We start from the raw sequence: 14,696 nt of genomic DNA, 5'->3' as shown, positions 1-14,696 counted from the left end.
ACTCGTGCCCATGACTGAGCAGACGAATCTCTCCCCCGAACGCCAGACAGAGCGCGACGACGTGCTGAGCAAAGCACGCGCCGCCAAGAAGGTCGCCCCGATCCTCGCCACCCTGCCGACCCCGCGCAAGAACGAGATTCTGCACGCCGCCGCCGACGCGCTGATCGACGCGACCGAGGAGATCCTCGCCGCCAATCAGGGCGACATCGACGCCGGCCGGGAGCGCGGCATGGCCGAGTCCCTCATTGACCGCCTCTCCCTCGACGCCGGCCGCATCGAGGGCATCGCCGGCGGCCTGCGCCAGGTCGCGGGCCTGACCGACCCGGTCGGGGAGGTGCTGCGCGGCGGCAACATGGCCAACGGCATCGCCATGAAGCAGGTCCGCGTCCCGCTCGGTGTCATGGGCATGGTCTACGAGGCCCGCCCCAACGTCACCGTCGACGCCTTCGGCCTCGCCCTGAAGTCCGGCAACGTGGCGCTGCTGCGCGGCTCGAAGTCCGCGCGCACCACCAACGCCAAGCTCGTCGAGATCCTCCAGCGCGTCGCGGTGGGCAACGACCTGCCGGCCGAGATCGTCCAGCTGCTGCCGTGCGAGACCCACGACTCGGTCCAGGACCTCATCACCGCCCGCGGCCTGGTCGACGTCGTCATCCCCCGCGGCGGCAAGAACCTCATCGAAGCCGTCGTGCTCGGCGCCACCGTCCCGGCCATCGAGACCGGCACCGGCAACTGCCACTTCTACATCGACCGCGACGCCGAGCTGGACTTCGCCATCGACATGCTGCTCAACGGCAAGACCCGCCGCTGCTCGGTGTGCAACGCCACCGAGGTCGTGCTGATCGACGCCGCACTCGCCGACGCCGACAAGCTGCGCATCATCACCGCGCTGCAGGACGCCGGGGTCACCGTCCACGGCGACGTCGAGGAGCTTGAGGCTTTCGGCGCCGCCGACGTCGTCCAGGCCGACGATGTCGACTGGGGCGAGGAGTACCTCTCCTTCGACATCGCCGCCAAGGTGGTCGACGGCGTCGACGAGGCCATCGCCCACATCGCGAGGTGGACCACCGGCCACACCGAGGGAATCGCCACGCTCAACGCCTACACCGCGAAGAAGTTCGGCGACGAGGTCGACGCCGCCGCCGTCATGATCAACGCGTCCACCGCCTTCACCGACGGTGAGATGTACGGCATGGGTGCGGAGATCGGCATCTCCACCCAGAAGCTCCACGCCCGCGGCCCGATGGCCCTGCCGGAGCTCACCAGCACCAAGTGGATCCTGGAGGGGACCGGGCAGACCCGCCCCTAGATTCGCCCCGACCTCCGGTTCAGGGGGGTGCGCGGCCGGGGCGGGTGCATTAATCTTAATCTCAGGTTTCTGGTTCCTGAGGATCTCCGGAGGTCGCGCCCATGCCCCTGCTTCGCCGTCTCCTTGGCCAGGTGACGCTGACGGTTTCCCTGGTCATGGCCGCTGTGCTCGCCCCCGTGCTCGCCCCCGTGGCCGCCGCCGTGGCCCAGGAGACCGCCGGCGCCTGCCCGGAGGTAGCGGTCATCGCCGCCCGCGGCAGCGAGCAAAACGAGGACATTCAGCCCCGTCGCTACGCGGAGGGATCGCCGTGGGTCTCCAACGGCTATGAGGCGAAGAACATCAGCCTGTTCCTCGACCTCGCTGAGCAGCGGCACCTGGCGCGGACCGGGCAGTCGCTGCTGCACGACGTGCCCGTCATCGCCCTCGACGACACGGTGTACCCGGCGACGCTGTCGATTCCCTCCATCGGCATCGACGAGGAGAACCTCCCGCTGGACGTGGTGCTCACCCGGGTCAACCAGGTCCTCGGGGAGAGGCCGCTGCCGGAGCTGGTTAACGGTGCGGCCCGCTCCTTCCTCGAGAGCGTGCGCACCGGGGTCACCATGGCCGGTGGATACGTCACCGGCTGGGAGGAGGCCACCGGGTGCCGACCGGACTACATCCTCATCGGCTACTCGCAGGGCGCGGTGGTGCTCAACGCCCAGGAAGCGCGCCTGGCCTCCCAGGGACGCCTGCGCGGCGTGGTCTACCTCGGCAACCCGCTGCTGGCGGCCGGCGACCCCTCCATCATCGGCAACCCGGTCACCGCCGGAGGGATGCTCAAGGCGGTGCCGAGGACCTGGCGCCAGACCGCCTGGGACACCCCCCGGGTCAACTACTGCCTGCACGGCGACCTTATCTGCGACATCTCTGCGGAGTCCGTCGACAGAGTGATCATCAGACCCGCCGGCGAAATGACCCACATCCGCTACTTCGACGACCCGGCCTACGCCGAGACCGACGCTCTCGTCGCCGACACCTTCGCCGGCTGGATCGCCGGAAGCGCCTGAGGGGCGGGAGGGACGTCGGCGGGCGGGCCGGTGTTCGTCGGCGCGCCCAGCCTGAACGTATAGTGATGACCCATGACTAAGCGCATCGGTGTCATGGGCGGCACGTTCGACCCGGTCCACAACGGGCACCTGGTGGCCGCCAGTGAGGTGGCCTACCGCTTCAACCTGGACAAGGTGCTGTTCGTCCCCACCGGCCACCCCTGGCAGAAGGCCGGCAAACACGTGACCAAGTCGGAGGACCGCTACCTGATGACGGTCATCGCGACGGCGTCGAACCCGCGCTTCAGCGTCAGCCGCGTCGACATCGACCGCCCGGGGCCGACGTACACGATCGACACGCTGCGCGACGTCAAGACCCTGTACCCGGACGCGGAGCTCTTCTTCATCACCGGCGCCGACGTCATGTCCTCGATCATGACCTGGCACAACTGGGAGGAGACGCTCGAGCTGGCTCACTTCGTCGGGGTCACCCGCCCGGGCTACGAACTGAGCGAGCAGATGCTGCCGCAGGACCGCCTGGACTCCGTGACGCTCATCGACGTGCCCGCGATGGCGATCAGCTCCACCGACTGCCGCGACCGGGCCTCGCGCGGTGAGCCCGTCTGGTATCTCGTGCCCGACGGGGTGGTGCAGTACATCGCGAAGAATGACCTCTACGCCCGCCCCCGAATTTCCCGCGGGGTCGAATAGCGCTTTCCCGCCACTTCGTGGGAGACTGGCAGGTAATCTGACGGGGTCCCGGGTGATCCCGTCCCCCCACACCACCGCTCATACCGTGAGGAAGAATTCGACCCCTTGACTGCTTCTGCTGAATCCCGCCGCCTCGCCTCGATCGCCGCCCGCGCGGCCGACGAGAAGAAGGCCACCGACATCGCCGTGTACGACGTCGCCGACATCATGGCCATTTCCGAGATCTTCGTCGTGGTCACCGGCGCCAGCGAGCGCATGGTCCGAGCCATCGTCGAGGAGGTCGAGGACGAGCTGACCGCCGCCGGCGCCGAACCGCTGCGCCGCGAAGGCAACCGCGAGAACCGTTGGGTGCTGCTGGACTACGGTCACTTCGTCGTCCACGTCCAGCGTGCCCCGGAGCGCGAGTTCTACGGCCTGGACCGCCTCTACCGCGACTGCGAACTCATCGAGGTCGAGGGCGTCCCCGCCTTCGAGCGCCCCGGTGACTACGGCGACGAGGTCAACATCCGCGAGGTCTCCGACATCGACGAGATTCCGCTGGCCAGCGAGGGGCCCGTCGAGGAAGATGAAGACGACGGCGACTTGTACAGCCTCCGTTAACACCTAGGTCAAAGGAGGACGACACGATGAAGGACCGCGGCCTGATCATGCTGCGTCACGGCGAGACGACCTACAACGCCACCCGACGCATGCAGGGACAGCTCGACACCGAGCTCTCCGAGCGGGGCATGGAGCAGGCGGTCGCGGCCGCCCACAAGCTCGGCCACCTGCCGATCAGCCGCGTCATCTCCTCCGACCTCCGACGCGCCGCCGACACCGCGAAGCTCATCGGCGCGCGCCTGGACATGGACGTCGAGATCGATCCCCGGCTCCGCGAGACCCACCTCGGCCTCTGGCAGGGACGCACCCATGACGAGGTCGACGTCGAGTTCCCGGGAAAGCGCGCCACCTGGCGCAACAGCCCCGGTTGGGCCCCGCCGGAGGGGGAGTCCCGCCTCGACGTCGCCGCCCGCGCGCGCCCGGTCATCGACGAGCTGCTCGCCGGGCACAGCGACTGGCCCGGCACCTGGGTGGTCATCGTCGCTCACGGCGGGGCCATCTCCGCCCTGACCAGCAACCTGCTCGGCTTCCGGACGGAGCAGTACCCGCTGCTGACCGGCCTGAAGAACACCGCCGCCTCCGTTCTCGTGGGCCGTCCCCGTTTCGGCGTGGAAAACCCGGACGTCACCCGCGGTGACGCCCAGTGGTACTTCCGCGGCTGGAACGTTTTCGGGGAGGTGTAGCCGATGGCCGTGCGCATCGTCACCGACTCCTCCTCCGGGCTCCCCGCCGACGTCGTCGAGGAACTCGGCATCACCGTTCTCGACCTGCACGTCCTCGACCGGGACGGCAGGGAGGAAGCGTCGACCTCGGGTCTGGGCTCCCTCGAGCTGGCCGCCGCCTACGCCCGGCAGCTCGAACGCGGCGGCGACGACGGCGTGGTGGCGCTGCACCTGTCGAGTCAGCTCTCATCGACCTACAGCGCCGCGGTCACCGCCTCCGGCGTCTTCGACGACAAGGTTCGCGTCATCGACACCGCCAGCGTCGGCATGGCCGTCGGCGCCGCCGCCATGGCCGCGGCCAGCCTCGCGCTGTCCGGCGCCTCCCTCGACGAGTGTCAGGCGAAGGCCGAGGAGACGCTGCGCAATTCCGCCACCTGGGTCTACCTCCACCGCATCGACGAGATGCGCAGGTCCGGCCGCATCTCCACCGGCACCGCGATCATGTCGGCGGCGCTGCTGGCGATCAAGCCGATCATGGAGATCCGGGAGGGCCGGCTCGAACTCGCCGGCAAGACCCGTACCCAGACCAAGGCCTTCGCCAAGCTCGTCGAGCTCGTCCTGGAGCGCACCAAGGGTGAGCCCGCGTTCGTCGCCATCCAGCACAACGACGCCGAGCTCGCCGCCCGCCAGCTGCGTGACCTGCTCGAGGAGATCCTCCCCGCCGGTTCCTCCTTCATGGTCCTGCCCCTGACCGGTGCCCTGGCCATCCACACCGGGGCCGGCGCGATCGGCGTCTCGGCCGTCTACACGGCCGAGCAGGATACCGCCTCCGACGAACAGCCGTCCACCCTCCCGGCGGAGTAGTCCACAGGGTCGTGTTTTTTCGGGCGTGTATCCACAGGGTTTTTGACCCTGCCCCCGCTCACGTGCCGGCGCCCGTAGCGTCTCGGCCATGGCGATCATCGACAGACTCCAGGACCTGACCCGACCGACCGGCCAGGAGGACAGCCTCCGGGTCGACTATCCCGACCAGGTGCGCGTCCACGTCCCCGTCCGACAGGCGCTGGCCGTGGCCTTCATCATCGTCCTCGCCGTCGCGGCGTGGGTGTTCCTCAGCAGTCGGCCCTCCGAGACGTTCACTGGGTCGGCCCCGGTCGCGGTCACCGCCGAGGAGCCGGCCGCCGAGATGGTCGTCTCGGTGGTCGGGGCGGTGGCGGAACCGGGGCTGGTCACCCTGCCCGCGGGCGCCCGTGTCGCCGACGCCCTCACCCGGGCGCAGCCGTTGCCGGAGGCGGACCTTCCCGCGCTCAACCAGGCCCAGCTGCTTGTCGACGGCCAGCAGATCCTCGTTCCCGCCGTGGGCGACGCGCCGGCCCCTGCCGGGGGACACCCCGCCCAGGTGTCGCTGAACTCCGCCGACGCCGCCTCGCTGATGGAGCTGCCGGGGGTCGGTGAGGCCACCGCGGCGGCGATCATCGCGCACCGGGAGCAGATCGGCGGCTTCACCGCCCCGGAGCAGCTGCTCGACGTCAAGGGGATCGGCCCGGCGAAGTTCGAGAAGATCAGCGCCGAGATCACCCTCTGATCCAGTGAGTGAGCTGCGGCTGGTCCCGGCGGCGCTGACGGTGTGGGCGGGCGTGGCCGTGTACCTGGTGACCGGGCGGCTGCCGCTGACCGGCGTCGTGCTGCTGGCGGTGGTGGCCACCTGCCTGCTGCTGCGCCAACCCGGCCAGGCCGCGCTGGCGGGCGGGGCCTCCGCGGTGGCGGTGTTCGTCGCGGCCGTGCGCGTGGCCCGGGCGTCGGCGGCCGACCTGGGCGGGGCGGTCTCCGGCCGGGTGGTGGGGGAGCCCGCCCAGACGGTGACCGGAGCCTGGCTGCTCAACCTCGCGGTGCCCGGCTACCCGGGGGAGCTGCCGGTGTTTCTGGATGAGGACCCGGCGGTGGCCGCCGGTGCGGTGGTGACCGTGGACGTCGCCCTCTCCGACAGCGACCGCCCCGGGGTCGGGGCGGTCGTCGCGGAGGGCACGCTCGCCGGGGTCGGCCCGCCGGAGGGCTACCGCGCGGTCACGGCCGTCATCCGGGAACGGCTGCGCGCCGCGGTGCGCGGGGAGCTGGACGGCGAGCACGCCGGCCTCATCCCGGGCATGGTGCTCGGCGACACGACGCTGCAGTCCGCCGCCGCGGAGCAGCTCTACGTGGCCACGGGCCTGAGCCACCTCAGCGCGGTCTCCGGGGCGAACGTCGCGCTGATCACGACCACCGCGGTCCTGCTGTGCCGGGCGCTGGCCCTGGGGCCGCGGGAGCAGGCGGCCGCCGCCTCGCTGGCGTTGGTGGGATTCGTGCTGCTGGTGGGGACCGAACCCAGCGTCCTGCGCGCCGCCGTGACCGGCCTGGTGGGACTGGCGGCGGTGGTGAACTCCTCCCGGATGGAACCCGTCCACGCGCTGGCGCTGTCGGTGATCGTGCTCCTTCTCGTCGACTCCGACCTGGCGGTCTCCTACGGCTTCGCGCTCTCGGCGGCGGCCACCGCCGGCATCGTCGTGCTCAGCCCCGTACTGGCCGGGCCGCTGGGCCGCACCCCGATGCCGGCCATCCTCGCGCGGGCGGTGGCGGTGGCGATCGCCGCCGACGTCGTGACCATGCCTATCATCGCGCTCATGGCCGGGGAGGTCTCCACGGTGTCGGTGCTGGCGAACGTGCTGGTCGCCCCGCTCACCGCGCCGATCACGATCCTGGGCCTGATCGCCACCGCCCTGTGCCTGCTGCCGGGACCGGCGGGCGGCCTGGCGGTGCACCTGATTTCGCCGATGACCTGGTGGATCCACCAGGTCGCGGAGTTCTGCGCCGGGTTGCCGCTGGCCACCGTGAGCGCGCACCCGGCGGCGGTGCTGCTGGTCTACGGCTGGCTCATCGCGGCGATCCTCGCCCGGCGGTGGGGGCTGCTGCTGCTCCTCGGGGCGGGGCTGGGGCTGGTGAGCGTCGACGGGCCCGCGGCTCCGGTGGCGACGGACCTGCAGACCGTTGTCGTGGCGACCGTGGACGAGGTCGACCGGGCACCGCCCGGGACCCAGGTCATCATCGTCACCGACCCGGCCGGCCCACCCGCGACGCGGCCGACCGTCACCGGGGAGGGGATGCCCGTGCTCTTTCCGAACCGCGACGGGCCGGTCACCGTGCATGTCGACGGCACCCAACGGGCCGGAGACGGGAGGTTCTAAGATGGCGCATATGCCTGTAGCGCCCGTCCACCTCATCCTCGGCGACGAGAAGAAGGGCATCGACACCTTCCTCGCCGAGCGCACCCGCCGTTCGATCCTGGCCGCCATCAACGACGAGCTGCCCGGCGACACCACCGTCGAGACGACGACCCTGCGTTCCAGCGAGATCACGGCCTCGGAAATCCTCGAGGCCACCAGCCCCTCGCTCTTCGCGGAGGACCGGGCCATCGTCGTCCTCACGGTGGACCAGGCGAGCAAGGAGAACACCGACATGCTTCTCGACGCCGCGCTCCACCTCAGCCCCGGCATGACCCTCATCATGGAGCACTCCGGCGGTGGACGGAACAAGTCCATGGTGGCCAAGTTCAGAAAGATCGCCCAGGTCCACGAGGCCGCGCCGCTCAAGCCCGGCGACCGCACCGGCTGGGTGATGAACGAGTTCCGCTCCTACGGCCTCCGTCCCACCCCGGACGTGATTCAGGCGCTGCTCGAATCGGTGGGCTCGGACCTGCGTGAGCTGGCGGCGGCCGTCTCCCAGCTGGTGGCCGACGCCCCGGGCGAGATCACCGTGGCGACCGTGCGCGCCTACTACACCGGCGTTGCCGAAGTTTCGGGCTTCGATATCGCCGACCTGGCGGTGGCAGGAAAGACGGGGCAGGCGCTGGCGTCGACCCGGCGGGCCCTGCAGCTGGGCATCAGCCCCGTCGCCCTGGCCGCGGCGCTGGCCAACAAGGTCAGCGGCATCGCCCGGCTCTACTCCACCCGGCGCGTCGACCGCTCCCTAGCCGGCACGCTCGGCATGGCGCCGTGGCTGCTGGAGAAGACCCACCGCTCGGCGCGCATGTGGTCCGGTGAATCCGTCAGCAAGGCGGTGGTGATCGTCGCGGAACTCGACGCCGCCGTCAAGGGCCAGGGCGGCGGCACCCCGGAATTCGCCATCGAGGACGCCGTCCGACGTATCAGCGAGCTGGCGCGCTAGTGGGTCTAGACTAGGTGCCCATGAGCGAAGCAACCGAGAATCCGCAGGAACTGCCCGCCGACGTGCAGGAACTGGTCACCAAGCTGTTCACCTGGGCCCGGGAGGGCAACCTCGACCTGGTCGAGTACGTCAAGCAGGGCGTCAACGTCGACCTGAAGAACCAGGAGGGCAACTCCTTCCTCATGCTCGCCGCCTACAACGGCCACCCCGAACTGGTCCGGGCGCTGATCGACCTGGGCGCCGACGTCGACGCCCCCAACCGCCGCGGCCAGGCCCCGCTGGCCGGGGTGCTGTTCAAGAAGGAGGACGAGGTCCTCGACGTGCTGCTCGAGGCGGGCGCGGATCCGCTGGCCGGCCACCCGAACGCCATCGACTCCGCCCGGATGTTCGGCCGTGAGGACGTCCTGGAGCGACTCACGAAGGCAGCCGGACAGGAGTGAGCCCGGCTGACCTGGTTGGGCTGATCCTGCTCAACCTCGTCGGGGTCGCCTCACCGGGTCCCGACATCGTTCTGATCCTCCGGACGGCGACCCGCTCGCGTCGGCACGCCGTCGCCGTCACCCTCGGCATCCAGGTCGGCGTCCTGTTCTGGTGCACCCTCACCGTCCTGGGCGCGGCGGCGCTGTTGACCGCCTTCCCCGGCGTCCTCGGGGTGGTCCAGATCCTGGGCGGCGGCTGGCTGCTGTGGCTGGGCTACGGCATGCTGCGCGGCGGGTTGGTGACCCGAAAGTACCCGCCGGCCGACATCGAGGACGCCGAGGGGGGCCTGGGGCCGGTGGGCCGCTCCTTCCGCCTGGGGCTGACCACGAACCTGTCGAACCCGAAGATCGTTCTATTCCTGGCCGCGCTCATCGCCCCGCTGCTGCCGCCCTCACCCTCGGTGGGGACCGCGGTGGTGGCCATCCTGGCGCTGTCCTGGTCCTCGCTGGCGCTGCAGCTGCTCATTGCGCTGGTCGTCTCGACGAAGACGGTCCGGCGTCGGCTGCTGCGCGCCAGCGCCTACATCGACATCGGGGCCGGAGTCTTCTTCCTGGCAGCCGGCGCGGTGCTCATCGTCCGGGGGGTGGCCGACGTGCTCGGGTAGCTGGTGCCGCGGTGCCGTGGTGCCCGCGGTCCGTGTTTCGCCAAACCCCAGGGTGAGAAACCCCGGGTCAGTGCTGACCCTGGGTTTTACCGGCGGAAAACGACTCACCCTGGGTTTCTCACCCTGGGGTTTGGCCCCCGCCGCCGGGATCTGCGGCCCCGGGCAACAGAAAAACCTCCCGACCCGCGAGGGAGGGGAGGTTGATCGGGAAGCTACGGACAATTAGCCCAGCTTGTTGACAGCCTGAGCCATCGCGGACTTCTTGTTGGCGGCGTTGTTGCGGTGGAAGACACCCTTGGTGACTGCCTTGTCCAGCGCGCGGGACGCGGAACGCAGCTTCTCCTCGGCGGTGGCCTTGTCGCCGGCGGCGATGGCCTCACGGACCTTGCGGATCTCGGTGCGGACCGCGGAGCGGATGGCCTGGTTGCGCTGACGGGCCTTCTCGTTGGTGAGAATGCGCTTCTTCTGCTGCTTGATGTTTGCCATGATGGTCTACCTCTTGGAATAGATCGTGAATGTCGATGCTGTTTCCCGTGCCACCCGTTCACGTGCCTGCGCCGATCGAAAGAAGCGGACCCAAGGTCCTGCCCGCCCTGACCGGTGCTCCCGGATGGTGGATAACTTGATGAACGGTACCAGCGGGGATGGGGCGGTCCAAAATCACGCCCAGCCGAAGCGCGTGCGTAGAGCGGAGGCGATGCGCTCGAAGCGGCCGCGCGGGAAGAGTGCGCCCTCGCGTCGCAGGGCGCTTTCCGGGACCTCGATGATGTGGTCGAGGCGGATCCAGGAGGGCCGGCCGGCGTTGTCCCAGTAGCCGACCCCGACCTCCATCCAGTCCTCGTCGTCGGCGTGCTGCTCGTTGGGGGAGATGAGCAGGCCGAGGACGTCGCGGGAGCGGCTGCGGCCAACCACGAGCATGGCGCGTTCCTGGGGAGGATCCGCCGGGTCGTCGCCGGGCGCCCAGAACCAGACGACTTCACCGGGGTCGGCCTGGCCGTCGACGTCGGGGGTGTAGAAGATGACGCGCGGGTGCTCCCGGGTCAGGGAGACGCGCAGCGGGGCGGCCGTGCGATGTGGGCGGCGACGGGAGTCGGACTTTTCCTCGACGGGGGAGGAGTGGTTCTTGTCGGTGAAACCCAGGCGTTGGCGCAGTGTGGCCAGGCCCTCGTCGAGGGCGGTGAGTTTCGCCCCGTGCAGCGTGTGCTTGCGTTCGGCCCGGCGCTGGCGCCGGCTCCGCCGCGTCTGACCGCGGGATTGCGCTGAGGAGTCCTCCTCGCGGCTGGTGCGGTCTGCGCCGAAACCCATCGAACCTGTCCTTAGCGAACGAAAAATAAATCCTTGAGTGTCAGCATAACGCGTGCACGGCTTAAATAAAGTGGGATGCCCACTGTAAGGTGGGAATGATTCACGTCTAGGGAAGGAAACCAAGGACCACTCCATGGCGAAAAATTTTGCTGAGCAGACCTTCACGGATCCCACCAAGATCCGTAACTTCTGCATCATCGCGCACATCGACCACGGCAAGTCCACCCTGGCGGACCGCATCCTGCAGCTGTCCTCGGTCGTCGCCGAACGCGACATGCGTGACCAGTACCTCGACAACATGGACATCGAGCGCGAGCGCGGCATCACCATCAAGGCCCAGAACGTCCGCCTGCCGTGGACCGTCCGCTCCGGTGAGATGGCCGGCGAGGAGATCGTCCTGCAGATGATCGACACGCCGGGCCACGTCGACTTCACCTACGAGGTCTCCCGCGCGATGGAGGCCTGCGAGGGCGCCATCCTACTCGTCGACGCCGCCCAGGGCATCGAGGCGCAGACGCTGGCCAACCTCTACCTGGCGATGGAGAACGACCTCGAGATCATCCCGGTCCTCAACAAGATCGACCTGCCGGCCGCCGACCCGGACAAGTACGGCAAGGAGATCGCCGACATCATCGGCGTCGACCCGGACGAGGTGCTGCGCGTCTCCGGCAAAACCGGCGAGGGCGTCGCGGCGCTGCTCGACCGCATCTGCGAAGTCATCCCGGCCCCGACCAGCGAGTACGACCTCGATGCCCCGGCGCGCGCGATGATCTTCGACTCCGTCTACGACACCTACCGTGGCGTGGTCACCTACATCCGCATGGTCGACGGCAGGCTGCTGCCGAACCAGAAGGTCAAGCTGATGGCCACGGGCACCAACCTGGAAATCCATGAGATCGGCATCGTCTCGCCGACGGCCAAGCCCTGCAAGGGCCTGGGCCCGGGCGAGGTCGGCTACATCATCACCGGCGTCAAGGACGTCCGTGAGACCAAGGTCGGCGACACCATCACCTGGGCCAACAAGGGCGCCGAGAAGTCGCTCGAGGGCTACCGCGAGCCGAAGCCGATGGTCTACTCGGGCCTGTTCCCGGTCTCCCAGGCCGAGTTCCCGGATCTGCGCGAGGCGCTGGACAAGCTCCAGCTCAACGACGCCTCCCTCTCCTTCGAGCCGGAGACCTCCGTGGCCCTGGGCTTCGGTTTCCGCTGCGGCTTCCTGGGCCTGCTGCACATGGAGATCACCCGCGACCGACTGGAGCGCGAGTTCGACCTGGACCTCATCTCCACCGCGCCGAGCGTGGACTACCGCGTCATCGCCGAGGACGGTTCCGAGGTCCGCGTGCACAACCCCTCCGAGTGGCCGGGCGGCAAGCTGCAGGCCACCTACGAGCCGATCGTCAACATGACGATCATTGTCCCCACCGAGTACGTCGGCTCGACGATGGAGCTGTGCCAGAACAAGCGCGGCACCATGAAGAACATGGACTACCTGTCCGAGGATCGCGTCGAGCTGCGCTACGTCATGCCGCTGGGCGAGATCATCTTCGACTTCTTCGACATGCTCAAGTCCCGCACCAAGGGCTACGCCTCCCTCAACTACGAGGAGGCCGGCGAGCAGGAGGCGGATCTGGTCAAGGTCGACATCCTGCTGCAGGGTGAGCCGGTCGACGCCTTCAGCGCCATCGTCCACAAGGACGACGCCCGCTACTACGGCCTGAAGATGACGAAGAAGCTGCGCGAGCTCATCCCGCGCCAGCAGTTCGAAATCCCGATCCAGGCGGCCGTCGGCGCGAAGATCATCGCCCGCGAGAACATCCGCGCCCTGCGCAAGGACGTTCTGGCCAAGTGCTACGGCGGCGACGTCTCCCGTAAGCGCAAGCTGCTGGAGAAGCAGAAGGCCGGCAAGAAGCGCATGAAGAACATTGGCTCGGTCGAGGTGCCGCAGGAGGCGTTCGTCGCAGCGCTGTCCACCGACGAGGAATAGGGCGAAGTGTAGGGCAGTGGACCCCATCCTCAAGTGGGCCGGAGGTAAGCGGCAGTTGCTCCCTGAGCTGCTGCCGCTTTTCGATCCGGCCCGGCGTTACCTGGAGCCCTTCCTCGGTGGGGCGGCGCTGCTCTTTGCGCTGGAGCCGGGCGAGGCGGTGGCCAACGACTCCAACACCGATCTGATCCGCACCTACACGGCGGTCCGGGACCGGCCGGAGGAGGTCTTCGAGGCGTTGAGCCGCCACCGCAACGAGAAGGAGTACTTCCTCCGGCTGCGGGCGGTCCAGCCCGGGGATCTGAACGAGGTCGAGGCGGCGGCGCGGTTGATCTTCCTCAACAAGACCTGCTTCAACGGTCTTTACCGCGTCAACAGGAGGAACGAGTTCAACGTGCCTTTCGGCGGTTACCGCAGACCCAGCCTGCCCACCCTCGACACCCTCCGCCGGGCCGCCGAGGTTCTGCAGGCAGTGACCTTGGAGAACCGGGACGTCGAGGAGTTCGCCCTCGAGCACGCGCGCGAGGGCGATCAGGTCTACCTCGATCCGCCCTACGTCCCCGTCTCGGAGTATTCGGACTTCACCCGCTACACCCCGGCGCAGTTCGGGGACGCCGATCAGGTGCGCGTCGCGAAGCTCGCCCGCACCCTGGTTGATCGGGGGTGCCTGGTGGTCGCCTCCAACAGCGACCACGCGCGGGTGCGCGAGCTCTACGAGGGGTTCGCGGTCCGGGAGGTCGCGGTTCGCCGGGCGATGAACCGGGGAAGCGGCCTCGAAGTGATTCTGGTGGGCGGGCAGTGACACCGCACCCTTACCCGGAGACCCGCTTCATGGGTTCCAAGGAGAAGCTGACCGGCGTCATTCTCGGGCACGCGGCCCGCTTCGGGGCGGAGACCTTCGTCGACGTCTTCTCCGGTTCCGGCGTCGTCGCGCACGCGGCGAAGACGGCGGGTTACCGGGTGGTGGCCAACGACCAGCTGGCGTTCTCGGCGGTGTTCACCAGGGCCATGGTGGAAAACTCGACGGTGGTGCTCGGCGGCGTCGACGCGCTGCTCGCGCACGAGGGGCAGGGGGACCGCTTCGTGCAGGAGACCTACACCGACCTCTACTACACCGCGGCCGATGCCCTGGCCATCGACCGGCTGCGCGACGCGATCTCGCACCTCGACGGGTACGAGCAGGCGATCGCCACGGCGGCGCTGGTGCGCGCCTGCCTGAAGAAGCGCCCGCGCGGCATCTTCACCTACACCGGCCTGCGCTACGACGACGGACGCCGTGACCTGCAGATGTCGATCGCGGCGCATTTCGCGGAGCAGGTGGCCAAGATCAACGCCGCCGTCTTCGACAACGGCCGCGCCTGCGAGTCCCGGCACGGTGACTTCCGGAACCTGGCCGTGCCCGCGGGCGCCTTCGTCTACCTGGATCCGCCGTACTGGTCGCCGGCCAGCGACAACCACTACGTGCGCCGCTACCACTTCGTCGAGGGCGTCGCCCGCGGCTGGGAGGGTGTGGAGATCCAGGAACACACCAAGACCAAGAAGTTCGCCAATTACCCGACGCCCTTTTCGACGCTCGCCGGCGCCACCGACGCGCTCGGGCGACTGTTCACGGACCTGCGCGACCACGATCTCATGCTCAGCTACTCCTCGAACTCGCTGCCGGACAAGGACACGATCCTCGGTCTGTTCGCCGACGCCGGGCGCGGGGCCGAGCTCATCGAGATCGACCACCGTTACAGCTTCTCGACGCGCACCGCCACGAAGAAGAACAAGGTCCAGGAGTATCTCTTCGTTTCCCCGAAGGCGCGGTAGCGTCCCGCCCCGG

16 protein-coding genes are annotated in these 14,696 nt (G+C 69.0%); 14 read left to right on the top strand and 2 right to left on the bottom strand.

The genetic code is table 11. The annotated features are described in order from the left end of the window. Positions 1-10: 10 nt before the first annotated feature. From CGUA_RS10240 to CGUA_RS10190, 11 genes are all read left to right on the top strand, one after another. A complete protein-coding gene (locus tag CGUA_RS10240) occupies positions 11-1,306 on the top strand; it encodes a glutamate-5-semialdehyde dehydrogenase (RefSeq protein ID WP_290195357.1) in 1,296 nt (431 codons plus the stop codon). A 101-nt stretch (positions 1,307-1,407) separates the two neighbouring features. Further along, positions 1,408-2,355: a hypothetical protein gene (locus CGUA_RS10235; protein ID WP_290195355.1), complete on the top strand. Its 948-nt coding sequence runs from the start codon at positions 1,408-1,410 to the stop codon at positions 2,353-2,355. A 72-nt stretch (positions 2,356-2,427) separates the two neighbouring features. Continuing rightward, positions 2,428-3,045, top strand: a complete 618-nt coding sequence (nadD, locus tag CGUA_RS10230; RefSeq protein ID WP_290195353.1) for a nicotinate-nucleotide adenylyltransferase — start codon at positions 2,428-2,430, stop codon at positions 3,043-3,045. Positions 3,046-3,150: 105 nt separating this feature from the next. After that, positions 3,151-3,645: a ribosome silencing factor gene (gene rsfS, locus CGUA_RS10225; RefSeq protein WP_290195351.1), complete on the top strand. Its 495-nt coding sequence runs from the start codon at positions 3,151-3,153 to the stop codon at positions 3,643-3,645. Between the two features lie 26 nt (positions 3,646-3,671). Beyond that, positions 3,672-4,328 (top strand): histidine phosphatase family protein, encoded by a 657-nt coding sequence (locus tag CGUA_RS10220; RefSeq protein WP_290195349.1) that lies wholly within the window; start codon positions 3,672-3,674, stop codon positions 4,326-4,328. Between the two features lie 3 nt (positions 4,329-4,331). Then, entirely contained in the window at positions 4,332-5,171 is an 840-nt protein-coding gene (locus CGUA_RS10215; RefSeq protein ID WP_290195347.1) for a DegV family protein, read from the top strand. 88 nt (positions 5,172-5,259) lie between these two features. Beyond that, the gene (locus CGUA_RS10210) at positions 5,260-5,892 is read left to right on the top strand and encodes a ComEA family DNA-binding protein (protein ID WP_290195344.1); all 633 of its coding nucleotides are present in this window, start codon (positions 5,260-5,262) and stop codon (positions 5,890-5,892) included. Positions 5,893-5,896: 4 nt separating this feature from the next. Next, positions 5,897-7,525 carry a ComEC/Rec2 family competence protein gene (locus CGUA_RS10205; protein ID WP_290195342.1) on the top strand — a complete coding sequence of 543 codons (1,629 nt, stop codon included), beginning with the start codon at positions 5,897-5,899 and terminating at the stop codon, positions 7,523-7,525. 10 nt (positions 7,526-7,535) lie between these two features. Beyond that, a complete protein-coding gene (gene holA / locus CGUA_RS10200; RefSeq protein WP_374725043.1) occupies positions 7,536-8,504 on the top strand; it encodes a DNA polymerase III subunit delta in 969 nt (322 codons plus the stop codon). Between the two features lie 20 nt (positions 8,505-8,524). Next, positions 8,525-8,944, top strand: a complete 420-nt coding sequence (locus tag CGUA_RS10195; protein ID WP_290195337.1) for an ankyrin repeat domain-containing protein — start codon at positions 8,525-8,527, stop codon at positions 8,942-8,944. Further along, on the top strand, positions 8,941-9,588 hold the full coding sequence (locus tag CGUA_RS10190) for a LysE family translocator (RefSeq protein ID WP_290195335.1): 648 nt from the start codon (positions 8,941-8,943) through the stop codon (positions 9,586-9,588). The genes CGUA_RS10195 and CGUA_RS10190 overlap by 4 nt, the downstream gene beginning before the upstream one ends. Positions 9,589-9,810: 222 nt before the next feature. Here the strand turns inward: CGUA_RS10190 and rpsT are convergent, their stop codons facing one another. Then, positions 9,811-10,074, bottom strand: coding sequence for a 30S ribosomal protein S20 (rpsT, locus tag CGUA_RS10185; RefSeq protein ID WP_290195333.1), 264 nt, complete (start codon positions 10,072-10,074; stop codon positions 9,811-9,813). A gap of 174 nt (positions 10,075-10,248) precedes the next feature. After that, positions 10,249-10,893, bottom strand: a complete 645-nt coding sequence (locus CGUA_RS10180; protein ID WP_290195331.1) for a type II toxin-antitoxin system PemK/MazF family toxin — start codon at positions 10,891-10,893, stop codon at positions 10,249-10,251. Between the two features lie 133 nt (positions 10,894-11,026). Here CGUA_RS10180 and lepA point away from each other — a divergent pair, with 133 nt between their 5' ends. Genes lepA through CGUA_RS10165 form a run of 3 tightly spaced genes read left to right on the top strand, consistent with a single transcriptional unit; the run spans position 11,027 to position 14,683 of the window. Beyond that, positions 11,027-12,874 (top strand): translation elongation factor 4, encoded by a 1,848-nt coding sequence (lepA, locus tag CGUA_RS10175; RefSeq protein WP_290195329.1) that lies wholly within the window; start codon positions 11,027-11,029, stop codon positions 12,872-12,874. Between the two features lie 16 nt (positions 12,875-12,890). After that, positions 12,891-13,673 carry a DNA adenine methylase gene (locus tag CGUA_RS10170; RefSeq protein ID WP_290195327.1) on the top strand — a complete coding sequence of 261 codons (783 nt, stop codon included), beginning with the start codon at positions 12,891-12,893 and terminating at the stop codon, positions 13,671-13,673. Beyond that, positions 13,670-14,683 carry a DNA adenine methylase gene (locus CGUA_RS10165; RefSeq protein WP_290195324.1) on the top strand — a complete coding sequence of 338 codons (1,014 nt, stop codon included), beginning with the start codon at positions 13,670-13,672 and terminating at the stop codon, positions 14,681-14,683. The genes CGUA_RS10170 and CGUA_RS10165 overlap by 4 nt, the downstream gene beginning before the upstream one ends. Positions 14,684-14,696 lie beyond the last annotated feature (13 nt).

The sequence above is a fragment of the Corynebacterium guangdongense genome (assembly GCF_030408915.1).
GTDB lineage: Bacteria > Actinomycetota > Actinomycetes > Mycobacteriales > Mycobacteriaceae > Corynebacterium > Corynebacterium guangdongense.
The sequence above is the reverse complement of the archived record's forward strand: the minus strand, read 5'-3'. Positions and strand labels throughout refer to the sequence as shown.